Below are 13638 nucleotides of genomic sequence, written 5' to 3' on the forward strand. Positions count from 1 at the left end.
CCTCGAAGGGAAGATAGTTCCTGGCAAGAGAGAGTTAGAAGGACCCTTCGGAGAACTTATGGGATATTATGGTATGCAAAAACCCCAACCGGTTATAGAAATACAAACTGTAATGCATAGAGATAATCCAATTTTTCAAGTTGCTTTCCCATGTAGAGAAGAACACGTATCTAATGGTTTGGTTAGAGAGATAGAATTGTTTACAAATTTGAAAAAAGTTGTTGATGTTAAAGATGTTTATGTAACTGAAGGAGGAGGCTATAGATTTAATGCTGTGGCTTCAATAAAGAAACATAACATTGGAGACGGAAAATCTGCAATTTTATCAGGTTTAGGATTTAATTCTGAGCTTAAACAAATGGTTGTTGTAGATGAGGATGTAAATATTTATGATCCACAAGAGATTGAATGGGCTATAACAACTCGCGCTCAGGCAAGTGATGATTTTACAATAATAAAGTCAGCATTAGGATCGGCTCTTGAACCATCTCATACTATTAAAAATGCATCAGATAAAATAGGGATTGATGCGACTAAGCCTATTGTGGGAGATACAGAAAGGTTTGAAAGAACTCAAATTCCGGGATATAATGATATTGATATCAAGAAATATTTTCCAACCATAAAATAAGAAGGTGATTAAATGCTACAAGCTATGGGAATAGTAGAAGTAAAGTCTTTAGTAGGCGCGATAGAAGCAGCAGATGCGATGCTTAAGGCAGCTAATGTAAACTTAGAGGATTTTCAGATAGTTGGTTCTGGCATCGTTTGTGTAACTGTAACAGGAGATGTTGGAGCAGTTATGGCATCAGTAGAAAGTGGTAAGGAACATGCAGAAAAATTAGCAGAAATAATATCTGTAAATGTAATTCCACGACCTCATGAAGAGGTGGGCAAGATAATTTAATGGTGGTGAAATAATTGGTTAATCCATTGGCAAAGGTGGTCATGAAAAACATTGCTTTAAATGCTGATATTAAAAGCAATATGTCTGATAAGAACGAGGAATTAAAAATAATTGATGAGAAAGAATTAACAATACTAAAATCATTACTAGAAAGTAAATCGGGAGATGTTATAAAAGACAATAAAACCGAATTAACATCAATCACAATTGAACAATTGGCACAAAAAGTAAAGAAGGGGGAATAATAAATGCAAAGCGCCCTAGGACATATTGAGACATTAGGATTAGGAACAGCGATTGCTGCATTAGATGCTTCATGCAAAGCTGCAGATGTCTCATTAGTTGGTTTTGAAAAAATTATAGGTTTATCACAAGGTGTTGGTGTCAACATTCAAATTGTTGGGGAGGTCTCTGCAGTAAAAGCTGCAGTAGAAGCTGGTGTATCAGCAGGAAACCGTGTAGGAAAAGTTATTTCAAGCAATGTAATACCAAGACCTCACGAAGAAATAGACAAACTAATTGATAAATTTAAGATATCATCTAAAGTAAAAGATGAAACAGAACAAGAATTAAAAAAAGGAATTCAAAAAAAGATAAATAAGGAGGAAAAATAAATGAGTCAAGCATTAGGAATGGTAGAAACAAAAGGATTAGTTGGAGCGGTAGAAGCTGCAGATGCTATGGTAAAAGCAGCCAATGTAACTATAGTAGGTTACGATAAGATCGGATTTGGATTAGTTACAGTAATGGTAAGAGGAGATGTAGGAGCAGTAAAAGCTGCAGTGGATGCAGGAGCTGAAGCAGCAAGAGCAGTAGGAGAGTTGCATTCAGTTCATGTAATTCCTAGACCACATGCTGAAGTGGAGAGAGTCATATTATCAAAATATGAGTAATCATTGGAGTGTTTTAGATGCCAAAGGGAGATTTGGTTTCAAATGTAATGAATCAACTTAGTGTAAAACTAAATAGTACTGCAGTGGAAAGTCGTAATAAAAATAATGTTATGGTGGCCTTAAATGGGTCTAATATTAACTTAGAAAGTAAATTAGAAAATATATACTTAAAATTTTCAAAAGATTATGATTTTATACTTGCGTATTCTTTTATGGCTTCAAGAATATTGGACAAAGGTAAAATAAATACTTATTTAAGGCCCAAACAATCATTTGAGGAAGAAGCAATTTTTGATTTAGATAGACATCTAGATTTATTTGATGTACTAATATGTCCGAATTTAACAGTCAATACTCTTTCTAAAGTTGTTTTAGGTACTATTGACACATATTTATCTAATTTAATTTGGGCAAGTTTATACTTGGGGAAAAAAGTTTATATTGATTTTGATAATTGTAGAAATTACCTAAATATTGCTACTACTAATAAGGCGATACAAAATCAGTTAGACAAAAAAATAAATGAGATATTATCGATGGGTGCAAACGAAATAGTATATCCATATTATGATTTTTATGATATTAAGGAAAATTATTCAAAAATGGTTATAACAGAAAAAGACATAGACAAACTAAAAGATAATCATTCTTTACATTTGCCTTATGGGAGTATTGTAACCCCATTAGCTAGAGATAAAGCCAAAGATAAAAATATAAATATAGTAATTGATGTGGAGGCCAAAAATGAATTTAGGTAAAGTAATAGGGACAGTAGTTGCTACTAGAAAAGATGAAAAATTAATAGGTGCTAAGCTAATGTTAACTCAGCCTCTAAATATCGATTTAGAACCAATAGGTGAAGCAATAATCGCTGTAGATACTGTAGGTGCAGGGATAGGTGAATTGATTATTTATGTTAAAGGAACAGCAAGCAGAATAGCAGCTAGAAAAATGGATTCTCCTATAGATGCCTCTATAGTTGGAATTGTAGATGAAATATCCAAGTAAGGAAAACATTAGGTGGTGAGTTAGCGTGAATACTGAATATATTAAAAAGACCATAGAATTCAGAAAAATGGTAGATGTATTAATGGGCAGTGGTTTTGCTGATTTAGTTTTATTAAATGGTAAAGTTATAAATGTTATAACCAAAGAAATATATGAAGCTGACGTAGCTATTAAGGGAAAATATATCCTTATGGTCGGTGATTGCAAAAAATTAATTGGCCCAAATACGATAAAAGTTGATGTTAAAGGGAAATATCTTTCTCCTGGGTTTATAGATTCTCATATGCATTTTGAATCTAGTATGTTGACAATTACTGAATTCTCAAGATTGTCAATTCCTTCAGGAACAACAACGCTAGTTGCTGATCCTCATGAGATTGGAAATGCATTAGGTCCGATTGGAATAATGGCTATGGCTGATGAGATTGACAATGTCCCAAACAAAGTTCATTTAGTGGTTCCAGCATTAACACCAGATAGTCCAAGCCTTGAAACAGCGGGTTATGATATCAATTCTAATAGCATGGAAGAATTATTAAATTATAAACATATAATTGGTATCGGAGAATTGCAAGGTTTTAGCAATGCTAAACATGTTTTTAACAATACTCCAGAAGTAATAGATGATCTTATGGCATCAACAATGTATGCAAAATCTAAAGATATGGTTGTAGATGGCAATGCTCCTGAATTGTTTGGCAATGAACTAGCTGCTCATATTTTAGCAACAGGTGGGAAATGCTCATGCCATGAAACTACAACTAAAGATGAGGCAGTTGAGAAGTTAAGACAAGGTGTATACCTTTTTATGCGCGAAGGTTCTACTCAAAAGAATATGAGTGAATGTATTAGAGCTGTCACAGAAAATAAATTAGACTCAAGAAGATGCATTCTTGCTACCGACGATATGTTAGCTAGTGATCTTGAAACCCTTGGGCATATGAATGAGATAATACGACGAACAATTGCACAAGGCGTCGATCCAGTTGAAGCAATTCAGATGGCAACCATAAACCCAGCTACATATTTTGGTCTTTCTGAGGTAGGATGTCTATCTCCTGGTAAATATGCTGACATTGCTGTTATTGATGATTTATATAGTATGGATGTTTCTGCTTGCTTTATTGATGGGAAATTAGTAGCAGTTAATAGAGAACTAATTATAGATTTGCCAATATATACTTATCCAGATACTGTTAAAAATTCTGTTAAAAGAAACCATATAACAGAGAAAGATTTGGAAATAAGAACAGATAAAAGTTACGAAAAAGTTAGATGCATTAAATTAATACCTGATCAAAATTTATCAGGAAAACTTGAACCTAAAATTAATTCTAGAAATGGAATTTTATTGCCAGATATAAACGAAGATATACTTGAAATTGCTTGTATTGAAAGATATGGTAGAAATAACAATATTGGGAAAGCTTTTGTAAACGGATTTGGGCTTAAAAGCGGAGCAATTGCTGAATCCGTAGCTCATGACACTCACAACCTTTTAGTAGTTGGAACTAATTTGAAGGATATGGTGGCGGCGGTTAATGCAGTAATTGATATGGGCGGAGGCCTAGCTGTATCACAAAATGGAAGAGTTATATCTCAGCTAAGATTGCCAGTTGGTGGTTTAATAACTGATGAACTAAATGGCCATCAAGTCAGTGAAAAAATTCATGAGATTGAAAAAGTAGTAAGAGATCAATTACATTGTACTGTACATTCTCCATTTATGCATTTATCATTTTTAGCATTATCTACTTCTCCAGAATGGAAAATAACCGATAAAGGCTTAATAGATGTTAATAATTTTAAAGTTTTATCTCCAATTGCTGAATAAATTTTATATATTCAAATACTTAGAAAGGAGGATAATTTTTAAATTATTTTAAGGGAGGTTTGTACATGGAAAATAGCTTTTTAGAAAAACGATTTAAGTTAAAAGAAAATGGTACTGACGTAAGAACTGAATTGATTGCAGGGCTAACTACCTTTATGACGATGGCTTATATTCTGATAGTAAACCCAAGTATTTTATCAGAAGCAGGAATGAACTGGGGTGGAGTTTTTACAGCAACTGCATTAGCTTCTTTAATTGCATGTATAGCGATGGCATTGCTCTCAAATTATCCTTTTGCATTAGCACCTGGAATGGGATTAAATGCTTTCTTTACTTATACTGTAGTATTTCAAATGGGCAAATCTTGGGAATTTGCGTTAACAGCAGTTTTTATTGAAGGTATAATTTTCTTGATTTTATCCTTTTTTAAAGTCAGAGAAGCCATATTTAATGCTATACCAATGAATCTAAAAAAAGCTGTTTCAGTTGGGATAGGTTTATTTATAGCACTTATTGGTTTTGTAAATGCAGGTATAGTTACAGCAAATGCAGGAACAATAATTGGATTAGGGGACTTATCATCAAGAGGAGCAATCTTGTCAATTATAGGGATTATAATAATGGCAGTACTTTCATATAGAAAAGTTAAAGGATCATTACTTATTGGTATATTGTTAACCACAGTTATTGGTATCTTTATGGGAGTAGCAGAATTACCAGCTAGAATTGTTCAGCTTCCACCATCATTAGCTCCCGTAGCATTTAAGTTTGAATGGAATAATATACTTACATTTGACATGTTGATTGTTGTATTTACTTTCTTATTTGTAGATATTTTTGATACAGTAGGCACATTGATAGGTGTATCACAAAAAGCAAAAATGTTAGACAATGAAGGGAAACTACCAAAAGCAAGTCAAGCATTGCTTGCTGATGCTATTGGGACAACAGTTGGAGCTTGTTTAGGTACAAGCACAGTTACTACTTATGTTGAATCAGCTGCAGGAGTTTCTGAAGGCGGTAGGACTGGATTGACTTCATTAACTGTAGGCTTTATGTTTTTAGTTGCATTATTTTTCTCTCCAATTTTTAGTATTATACCAGCACAAGCTACAGCACCTGCACTTATATTAGTTGGATTAGCAATGATGAGTCAAGTCGGAGAAATTGATTTTCATGATTATACAGAAGCTGTTCCTGCATTCTTGACGATAGTTATGATGCCATTTGCTTATAGTATAGCTCAAGGAATTGTATTTGGAATGGTTTCATATGTTTTGATTAAAGTATTTACTGGTAGATATAAAGATGTTTCAGTTGTAATGTGGATATTGGCGATATTATTTATACTTAAAGAATTGATTTGACAATTAGCATTAAAAGCTGCTTCAACGACTGAAGCAGCTTTTAATAAAAGAATTTGAGGAATTTGATTTGAGGAGAGAGGATTATGAAATCATATAAAGCAAATACTCTATTAGAAGCATTAGAAATATTAGCATCTGAGCCTAAAGCAAAAATTATTGCTGGAGGTACGGATTTAATAATAGAATTAAGAGACAATAATAAAGATATTGATTGCTTAGTCGATATTACATCAATAGATGAATTGAAAGAGGTTAGAAAAATTAATGATGAGTATATAATAGGAGGTGCAACACCTTTTTCGGATATATTAAAATATAATTTTCCTAAAAACATGAAAGGATTTGTAAATGCTTTAAGTCAGATTGGTTCACCTCAAATAAGAAACAGAGGGACAATTGGAGGCAATATAGCAAATGCTTCTACTACAGCAGATTCTGCACCAGTTTTATTAGCACTTGATGCTAGAATTGGGATAGAAAGTATAAGATATAAAAAAGAAATAATGTTGAGTGACTTTTATAACAAATCAAATAATGATTTGGATAATGGAATAATAACATATATAAAATTTAAAGAACCTAATGTTAATTCATTTATTAGTTTTGAAAAATTAGGTTATAGGAAATCGTTGGCTATATCAAAACTATCCATCTCAACTAACATTACTATAAATGAAAAGTTTGAAATAGAAGAAGTTTATGTTGCCAGTGGAGCTATCGGTAAGTACCCAATGAGAGAGCATGAAGTAGAAAAAATGCTGTTAAAGAGATTCCTTGATAAGAACACTATTGAGTTAGGGATTGACACATTAAGAGAAGTTATTTCGACTAGATTAGCTGGTAGGAGCTCATTGGAATACAAGTTATCTGCAATTGAATACATATTCGGGAGATGTTTAGAAGAATCGATTAGTTATTTTAAGAGGTGTAATAATGATTAATTTAAATATAAATGTAAACAATAAAGATTTTGAAATATCAATAGAAGAGGATAAAAGGTTAATAGATTTATTGAGAGATGATTTAAAACTTACAGGAGTAAAAGAAGGGTGCAGTGAAGGAGAATGCGGTGCTTGCTCAGTGATTCTAGATGGTAAGTTAGTAAATTCATGTCTAATTATGGCATTTCAAATAAATAACAGCAAAATTTTGACTATTGAAGGGTTAGGCCAAGGTGAAGATTTAAACTACATTCAAAAAGCATTTATTGAGGTTGGAGCTGTACAATGCGGATATTGTACTCCTGGCATGATATTAGCTGCAAAAGCGATTTTAGATGCAAATCAAAACCCATCTAGAGACGAAATAAGAGAAGGGATTTCAGGAAATCTTTGCAGATGCACGGGCTACGAAAAGATAGTAGATGCAGTTGAATTGGCAGGGAGGTATTTAAATGGATCTGAAATATATAGGAAATAGTATTAATAGAGTAGATGCTTATTCTAAAGTAACTGGTAAAGCACTTTATCCACAGGATTTGTATTATGAAAATATGGCATTTGGGAAAACACTTAGATCAGAACATCCATTTGCAAAAATAAAAATTGATACAAGTGAGGCCGAATTAATTCCTGGGGTATTAAAGATATTCACTCATAAAGATATTCCTAACAATGAGCATGGAGTGTTGCATAAGGATCAACAAATATTTTGTGATAAAATTGTTCGCAGGATAGGAGATCCAATAGCTTTTGTAGTGGCGGAAAGTGAAAAGATATGTGAAGTCGCCATTAAAAAGATAAAAGTCGAATACGATATTTTAGAACCTATTTTCGATCCAATCGAAGCTATGAAAGATGATTCGATAAAAATACACGGAAATAGTAACATATTGTATCATTATAAATTAAGAAGAGGAGATGCGTTAAAAGCGTTAGAAGATAGTTATTTTGTTGCAAACAACACATATAGAACACATAGTGTAGATCAAGCATTTTTGCAACCCGAGGCAGGGATAGGATATGTAGATGATGACAACAAAGTTACAGTGGTAGTTGCTACTCAATATCCACATTATGATAGAGAAGAAATTGCATATTGTCTAAATATTCCTATGGAAAGTGTAAGGGTTTTAAATACAAATGTTGGTGGGGCATTTGGAGGAAGAGAAGATATTACACTTCAAGTTCACTTAGCACTTGCAGCAAAAACTCTTAATAGAGTGGTAAAGTGTGTATATTCTAGAGAAGAGTCTTTTTTGGCACATAGTAAGAGGCATGCAATAATAATGAAGTATTCTACGGGTGTTGATAAAGATGGATTTTTGACAGCTATAAAGACAGAAATCATTGGAGACACAGGTGCTTATGCTTCTTGGGGGGACAATGTAATGAGGAAAGCTGGAGTTCATGCAACAGGACCTTATGAAGTAAAAAACGTAATGATAGATAGCTATGCAGTTTATACAAACAATCCTTATGCAGGTGCAATGAGAGGTTTTGGGGCAACTCAAGTAGCAGTAGCTTATGAGCAGCAAATGGATATCATAGCAAGGGAACTAAAAATTAGCCCAGTTGAAATTCGATTAAAAAACATTTTAAGAGTTGGATCTTACACAGCCACAGGTCAGTTATTGAATAATAGCGTTCCTTTAGAACAATGCTTAAAAAGCATATCTGAATAAATATTTAGTGAGGGAAAATTATGATAAAAAGAGGAAAAGGAATAGCAATATCATATTATGGCACTGGATACGGAAACGGATATCCAGATGTTTCTAATACAAAAATAAAATTAAATAAAGAAGGGAAAGTAGAAATATTTGTAGGTGGTACAGAGGTTGGTCAAGGAGCAAAAACAGTTTTTTTACAAATAGCAGCTGAAACATTGAATACTAGCATTGATGATATAATTTTATTTTCTGAAGATACCAGTATTATGCCTGATGCTGGGACTGCAGCAGCAAGCAGGCAGACTTATAACACTGGGAATGCAATAAAAAAAGCTTGTGAAGAATTATCAATAAAATTAAAATTAATCGCAAAAGAAATTTTGAATTTAAACACTACGGAAGGTTTGATAGTTTCTAATTCAAGTATATATCTATCATTTTATGAAGAAAAAAAAGTTAGTTTTTTAGATATAGCTAAATATCTAGGCGAAAATTTACTAATAATAGAATCAAATTTTATAGCTCAAACAGTTGAGATGGATCTTGAAACTGGCCAAGGAGCTCCATATTGGCCGTATACATTTAGCGCATGTGAGGTTGAAGTTGAAGTAAATACACTCACTGGAGTTGTTAATATTTTAAGTGCAAAATTTGCTCAAGATACAGGAAAAGCAGTTAATCCAAATATGATTGAAGGACAAATGGATGGTGGTTTTTGTATGGGCCTAGGTTTTAGCTTATTTGAAGACTTAAATATTATAAATGGTAGAATTAAAAACGATAAATTATCGAAATATTTGATACCTACTTCGATGGATACTGTTGATATTGAAAAAATCATTATAGAAGATCCTGAATTCACTGGACCATATGGGGCTAAGGGTATAGGAGAGCCAGTAACTATACCAGTTGCTCCGGCTATTTTGAATGCAATTTATGATGCTATAAATGTCAGAATAACAGATCTACCAGCAACCCCAGATAAAATTGTTATGGCAATAAAAAAAGATAGCAAAGCGGAGGATAAGAATGGAAAAATTGATTGATGCATCAATGAGAAGAATAAAATCTGATTATTTATTTAAAAATGCAAAAATTGTTGACGTTTTCACCAATAAAATTATAAAAACAGATTTTGCTGTAAAAGATGGCTACATAATAGGTTTTGGTGAGTATGATTCAAGTAATGTAATAGATCTTTGCGATAAATATGTAGCTCCTGCTCTGATAGACGGACATGTTCATATTGAGTCTTCTAAAATAACACCTTCACAATTTTCAAAAGCTGTAGTACCACATGGGGTATTAACAGTAATAGCAGATCCTCATGAAATTGCTAATGTTAAAGGACTCGAAGGAATAGAATTCATGCTTGAAGACAGCAAAGATTTGCCTTTAGATGTATTTATAATGGTGCCAAGTTGTGTACCAGCGACTGATTTTGAAGATTCAGGAGCTCATATTGATATTGAAGAAATTGAATATCTTATGAAAAATAAAAGAGTCCTTGGATTAGGTGAAGTTATGGACTTCAATGCCGTTATAAAAGGGGATAAAAATATACTAAATAAAATTGAAATTGCTAAAAAATTCAATAAAGTTGTTGATGGTCACTGTCCAGGTATAGATAAAAAAAGCCTTTTTTCATATGTATTGGCAGGTATAATGACGGAACATGAATGTAGTACTGTAGAAGAAATGATTGATAGACTTGAATTAGGGATGTATGTTCAAATTAGAGAAGGGTCGGCCGCAAGAAACCTTTCTACTTTAATTAAAGGAGTAACAAAAGATAATATCAATAGATTAATGTTTTGTACTGATGATAGAGAGCCTAATGATTTGTTTAGAGAAGGTAGTATTGATAATAATATTAGAATGGCTATTAAATATGGAATAGATCCAATTGATGCAATTAAAATGGCCACTATTAACACATCTATAGTTTATAGATTAAATGATATAGGAGCAATAGCACCAGGCTATAAAGCAAATTTTATTGTATTTAATGATTTATATGAATTCAAAGTAGAAGAAGTATATAAAGAAGGTATTATTGTTGCAAAAGATAATAACCAATTCTCAGAAAAACAAACCACTCAAAATAATAACTTAATAAATACTGTTAATATGAAAAAATTAACCAAAGAAGATTTATATATAAAACAAAATGGTAATTATATAAATATAATTAAAATTGAGCCCCATAATTTAGTGACTAAAAAAATTAAGATAAATGCCGATAAATATTATAAAGATGATGATAAAATTTATTCTAAAATAGTTGTCATAGAAAGGCATAATAAAACAGGAAAGTTTGGCATAGGGGTTGTTGAAGGATTCAATATAAGAAATGGAGCTATTGCATCTACTGTAGCACATGATTCTCATAATATTGTAGTTGTGGGAGATAATGATGATGATATACTACTAGCTGTTGAGGAATTGAGTGCAATCGGAGGTGGATTGGTATTAGTAAAAGGGGGAGAAATATTAGGTGAATTACCACTAGAAATAGGTGGCTTGATGTCAAACAAACCACTAAGTGAAGTTGCTGAAAAATTAGAAAATTTACAAAAATTAGCATATGACGAATTATGTGTATCAAAAGACATAGAGCCATTCATGACACTATCATTTTTATCATTACCTGTAATACCTGAGATTAAGGTAACTGACAGAGGGTTGTTTGACGTAGTTGAGAACAAATTTATCGATTTAATTGAGTAATGGGGGTATGAAATTGAGGAAACAGTTTATCTTATTTTTATCTTTTCTTATAGCAATCATAATAGGTTTTTTTATAATGCCTAAAATATCGAATCTTTTGTTAAACGCGATATTTGGAGTAGCTTTAGCTATAATATTTACTTATTTTAACAATATTTTTCAAAAAAATACTGAAAAACATCCATTAAATAAAGAATTTAAAGAAAATAACGAAAACGAAAATCAGGAGAATAAAAATACTTATAGAGACCAGATAGTAGCATCTTCAAATATTTATAAAATATGTGAAGAATTATATGGAATTTCAGAAGTACAAACTAAAAATGCTGAATTAATAGAAAATAAAGTATCTATTATTGATAATATGACTGACAAACAATCTGATATGCTAACAGAAACTAAGGAGTCTGCAGACTATATTATGCATACATTAGAGGAATTAACTCAGTCCATTAAGGTAAAGACAGAGTTTATCCAAGATTCTATTAGTTCAGCACAGTCTAGCATGAAAAATTCTGAGATAATTAGAGAGAGAGTTAAGTTATCAAAAGAAATGATGGAAAAATCAACGGAAAGCATAAAGAAAATAAAGGAGTTTATGTCAGAAGTTAATTTATTTTTAAATACAATTGAGGAAATCTCTAATAAAACCAAGATGCTATCACTTAATGCCTCAATAGAAGCAGCAAGAGCAGGAGAATATGGCAGGGGATTTGCTATTGTTGCTTCAGAAGTTGGCAAATTGGCTACACAAACAGAAGTTGTTTCTTCTAAAATAACTGACTTGATTAAAACATTAAATGGAGAAGTCCAAACTATCATGGAGTCTATGCTTAATGAAATGGAATACATGAATGAAAACGATGGTATTATAGACAGAATAAATACTGAGTTTAGCACAATCATTGAAAAATTAAACTTAGGAAAAGAAGATCTGAGCACGATGCACTTAGAGTCTGAAAAATCAAACCAAAAGATATTTAATGTTTTAAATAATATAGATGATATAGCTAAGATTTCTTATGAAATAGCTAAAAATATGGATGAGACTAATCAAAAGGTAGCTGAGCAAAAAGATCAATCATTAAGGTTGCAAAGAATGATAAATGACATCAGAGAAAATATTTCAGTATTACAACAAATGGTTGCTGGGAATATAATGGAAAAAAAGATGTTGGAAAAGGTAAACTTTGTAATTAGTTTTGCAAAACAAAAGAGCACTTTGACTGATGATGATATACAGTATTTAATTAATGAAACTAATATGGATGCTATATATATAACTGATGAAAATGGATATGTTATTTATTCAAATGAAAAGGATTCTATAGGGTTAAATCTATATGAAGCAGATAAAACATTTTTAAGACTAAAAAATGGAGAAACAACATTTATTGCAACTCCTATAAAGAAAAGAGTAGAAGATGGGAAATTATTTAAGTTCCTTAGTGTAATAGGAGAGGATAAAAGGTTATATGAAATAGGTTTATCTCTGGATACCCTTATTAATGATATGGTGAATTAATATGTTAACAGGTATAATTTTAGCTGCTGGTTCATCGGAAAGAATGGGAAAAGAAAAATTAACCATGGAACTAAATGGGATGACAGTTATAGAAATGGTATTAAATAATGCCATTTCTTCAAATTTAGATGAAATTATTTTAGTTTACAAAGACCCCAATATAGGATTGTTAGCAAATAAAAAAATGATTAAAGCAATTTATAATAAAAACGCATCAAATGGGCAATCGGAAAGCATAAAAATTGGCGTAGCTAATGCTAAAGAAGAATCAGACTATCTTTTTCTACTAGGAGATCAACCTTTCATCTTCTCTGAAATTATTAATAGAATTATTAATAATTTTAATAAAGATAAGGATAAGATAATTATTCCTTATTATGCTGGGGTTAGAGGAAATCCTGTTTTACTCCCAAATAAATTCAAAAAAGAGTTATTATCTCTATCAGGCGATGAAGGAGCAAGAAATATTTTTCGTAAGTACAATAGTGAAATTAGAATAGAAGCTTTTGAAAATCATATGTATAATCTTGATATAGACAATATAAAAGATTATGAATTAGCAAAATCGTTTTTATATAGTTTTAACAATGCAGATTAAAATTAAATATGTTAATATCAATCATATAAAAGTAAAGGGGCGATAAAATGTCAAAAAAATACATATTGGCTGTGCCTAATTTCAGCGATGGAAGAAGAGAAGAAGTAATAAATCAAATCGCAGATGAAGTAAGAAAAGTAGAAGGTGTTAAATTAATAAGTGTAG

The 13638-nt window shown here is 31.6% G+C and carries 16 protein-coding genes and 1 pseudogene; all 17 read left to right on the forward strand.

All coding sequences use genetic code 11. The features are described from left to right. On the forward strand, positions 1-631 hold a 631-nt coding region (locus ACTB1H_RS06860), incomplete at its 5' end, for a UbiD family decarboxylase domain-containing protein (RefSeq protein WP_463262099.1). 12 nt (positions 632-643) lie between these two features. After that, positions 644-907, forward strand: a complete 264-nt coding sequence (locus ACTB1H_RS06865) for a BMC domain-containing protein (RefSeq protein ID WP_463262100.1) — start codon at positions 644-646, stop codon at positions 905-907. Positions 908-921: 14 nt separating this feature from the next. After that, the gene (locus ACTB1H_RS06870) at positions 922-1152 is read left to right on the forward strand and encodes a hypothetical protein (RefSeq protein ID WP_463262101.1); all 231 of its coding nucleotides are present in this window, start codon (positions 922-924) and stop codon (positions 1150-1152) included. A gap of 3 nt (positions 1153-1155) precedes the next feature. Then, the gene (locus tag ACTB1H_RS06875; protein ID WP_463262102.1) at positions 1156-1521 is read left to right on the forward strand and encodes a BMC domain-containing protein; all 366 of its coding nucleotides are present in this window, start codon (positions 1156-1158) and stop codon (positions 1519-1521) included. Further along, positions 1522-1800, forward strand: coding sequence for a BMC domain-containing protein (locus ACTB1H_RS06880; RefSeq protein ID WP_463262103.1), 279 nt, complete (start codon positions 1522-1524; stop codon positions 1798-1800). It begins immediately after the preceding gene. 17 nt (positions 1801-1817) lie between these two features. After that, positions 1818-2558 carry a hypothetical protein gene (locus ACTB1H_RS06885; RefSeq protein ID WP_463262104.1) on the forward strand — a complete coding sequence of 247 codons (741 nt, stop codon included), beginning with the start codon at positions 1818-1820 and terminating at the stop codon, positions 2556-2558. Beyond that, a complete protein-coding gene (locus tag ACTB1H_RS06890) occupies positions 2545-2808 on the forward strand; it encodes a EutN/CcmL family microcompartment protein (RefSeq protein ID WP_463262105.1) in 264 nt (87 codons plus the stop codon). Before ACTB1H_RS06885 ends, ACTB1H_RS06890 begins: the two co-directional genes overlap by 14 nt. Before the next feature lie 25 nt (positions 2809-2833). Continuing rightward, a complete protein-coding gene (ade, locus tag ACTB1H_RS06895; RefSeq protein ID WP_463262106.1) occupies positions 2834-4642 on the forward strand; it encodes an adenine deaminase in 1809 nt (602 codons plus the stop codon). Positions 4643-4707: 65 nt separating this feature from the next. After that, the gene (locus tag ACTB1H_RS06900) at positions 4708-6009 is read left to right on the forward strand and encodes an NCS2 family permease (RefSeq protein ID WP_463262107.1); all 1302 of its coding nucleotides are present in this window, start codon (positions 4708-4710) and stop codon (positions 6007-6009) included. A gap of 83 nt (positions 6010-6092) precedes the next feature. Further along, the gene (locus tag ACTB1H_RS06905) at positions 6093-6950 is read left to right on the forward strand and encodes an FAD binding domain-containing protein (protein WP_463262108.1); all 858 of its coding nucleotides are present in this window, start codon (positions 6093-6095) and stop codon (positions 6948-6950) included. Next, a complete protein-coding gene (locus ACTB1H_RS06910) occupies positions 6943-7428 on the forward strand; it encodes a (2Fe-2S)-binding protein (RefSeq protein WP_463262109.1) in 486 nt (161 codons plus the stop codon). The genes ACTB1H_RS06905 and ACTB1H_RS06910 overlap by 8 nt, the downstream gene beginning before the upstream one ends. Further along, entirely contained in the window at positions 7403-8632 is a 1230-nt protein-coding gene (locus ACTB1H_RS06915; protein ID WP_463262110.1) for a xanthine dehydrogenase family protein molybdopterin-binding subunit, read from the forward strand. The genes ACTB1H_RS06910 and ACTB1H_RS06915 overlap by 26 nt, the downstream gene beginning before the upstream one ends. 20 nt (positions 8633-8652) lie before the next feature. Next, positions 8653-9666 carry a xanthine dehydrogenase family protein molybdopterin-binding subunit gene (locus ACTB1H_RS06920; protein WP_463262111.1) on the forward strand — a complete coding sequence of 338 codons (1014 nt, stop codon included), beginning with the start codon at positions 8653-8655 and terminating at the stop codon, positions 9664-9666. After that, positions 9650-11350 (forward strand): adenine deaminase, encoded by a 1701-nt coding sequence (gene ade, locus ACTB1H_RS06925; RefSeq protein ID WP_463262112.1) that lies wholly within the window; start codon positions 9650-9652, stop codon positions 11348-11350. Before ACTB1H_RS06920 ends, ade (ACTB1H_RS06925) begins: the two co-directional genes overlap by 17 nt. A 7-nt stretch (positions 11351-11357) precedes the next feature. Further along, positions 11358-12875: a methyl-accepting chemotaxis protein gene (locus ACTB1H_RS06930; protein WP_463262113.1), complete on the forward strand. Its 1518-nt coding sequence runs from the start codon at positions 11358-11360 to the stop codon at positions 12873-12875. Between the two features lies 1 nt (position 12876). Continuing rightward, positions 12877-13473, forward strand: a complete 597-nt coding sequence (mocA, locus tag ACTB1H_RS06935) for a molybdenum cofactor cytidylyltransferase (RefSeq protein ID WP_463262114.1) — start codon at positions 12877-12879, stop codon at positions 13471-13473. A gap of 47 nt (positions 13474-13520) precedes the next feature. After that, positions 13521-13638 (forward strand): annotated as a pseudogene (locus ACTB1H_RS06940) (glutamate formimidoyltransferase); the annotation flags it as partial.

This window comes from Soehngenia sp. (assembly GCF_055108775.1).

Excerpts from the sequence above, each read along its gene's own strand:
- ACTB1H_RS06865 (WP_463262100.1), top strand. The coding sequence starts at position 644 with ATGCTACAAGCTATGGGAATAGTAGAAGTAAAGTCTTTAGTAGGCGCG.
- ACTB1H_RS06875 (WP_463262102.1), top strand. The coding sequence starts at position 1,156 with ATGCAAAGCGCCCTAGGACATATTGAGACATTAGGATTAGGAACAGCG.
- ACTB1H_RS06880 (WP_463262103.1), top strand. The coding sequence starts at position 1,522 with ATGAGTCAAGCATTAGGAATGGTAGAAACAAAAGGATTAGTTGGAGCG.
- ACTB1H_RS06885 (WP_463262104.1), top strand. The coding sequence starts at position 1,818 with ATGCCAAAGGGAGATTTGGTTTCAAATGTAATGAATCAACTTAGTGTA.
- ACTB1H_RS06890 (WP_463262105.1), top strand. The coding sequence starts at position 2,545 with ATGAATTTAGGTAAAGTAATAGGGACAGTAGTTGCTACTAGAAAAGAT.
- ACTB1H_RS06900 (WP_463262107.1), top strand. The coding sequence starts at position 4,708 with ATGGAAAATAGCTTTTTAGAAAAACGATTTAAGTTAAAAGAAAATGGT.
- ACTB1H_RS06905 (WP_463262108.1), top strand. The coding sequence starts at position 6,093 with ATGAAATCATATAAAGCAAATACTCTATTAGAAGCATTAGAAATATTA.
- ACTB1H_RS06910 (WP_463262109.1), top strand. The coding sequence starts at position 6,943 with ATGATTAATTTAAATATAAATGTAAACAATAAAGATTTTGAAATATCA.
- ACTB1H_RS06915 (WP_463262110.1), top strand. The coding sequence starts at position 7,403 with ATGGATCTGAAATATATAGGAAATAGTATTAATAGAGTAGATGCTTAT.
- ACTB1H_RS06920 (WP_463262111.1), top strand. The coding sequence starts at position 8,653 with ATGATAAAAAGAGGAAAAGGAATAGCAATATCATATTATGGCACTGGA.
- ade (WP_463262112.1), top strand. The coding sequence starts at position 9,650 with ATGGAAAAATTGATTGATGCATCAATGAGAAGAATAAAATCTGATTAT.
- ACTB1H_RS06930 (WP_463262113.1), top strand. The coding sequence starts at position 11,358 with ATGAAATTGAGGAAACAGTTTATCTTATTTTTATCTTTTCTTATAGCA.
- mocA (WP_463262114.1), top strand. The coding sequence starts at position 12,877 with ATGTTAACAGGTATAATTTTAGCTGCTGGTTCATCGGAAAGAATGGGA.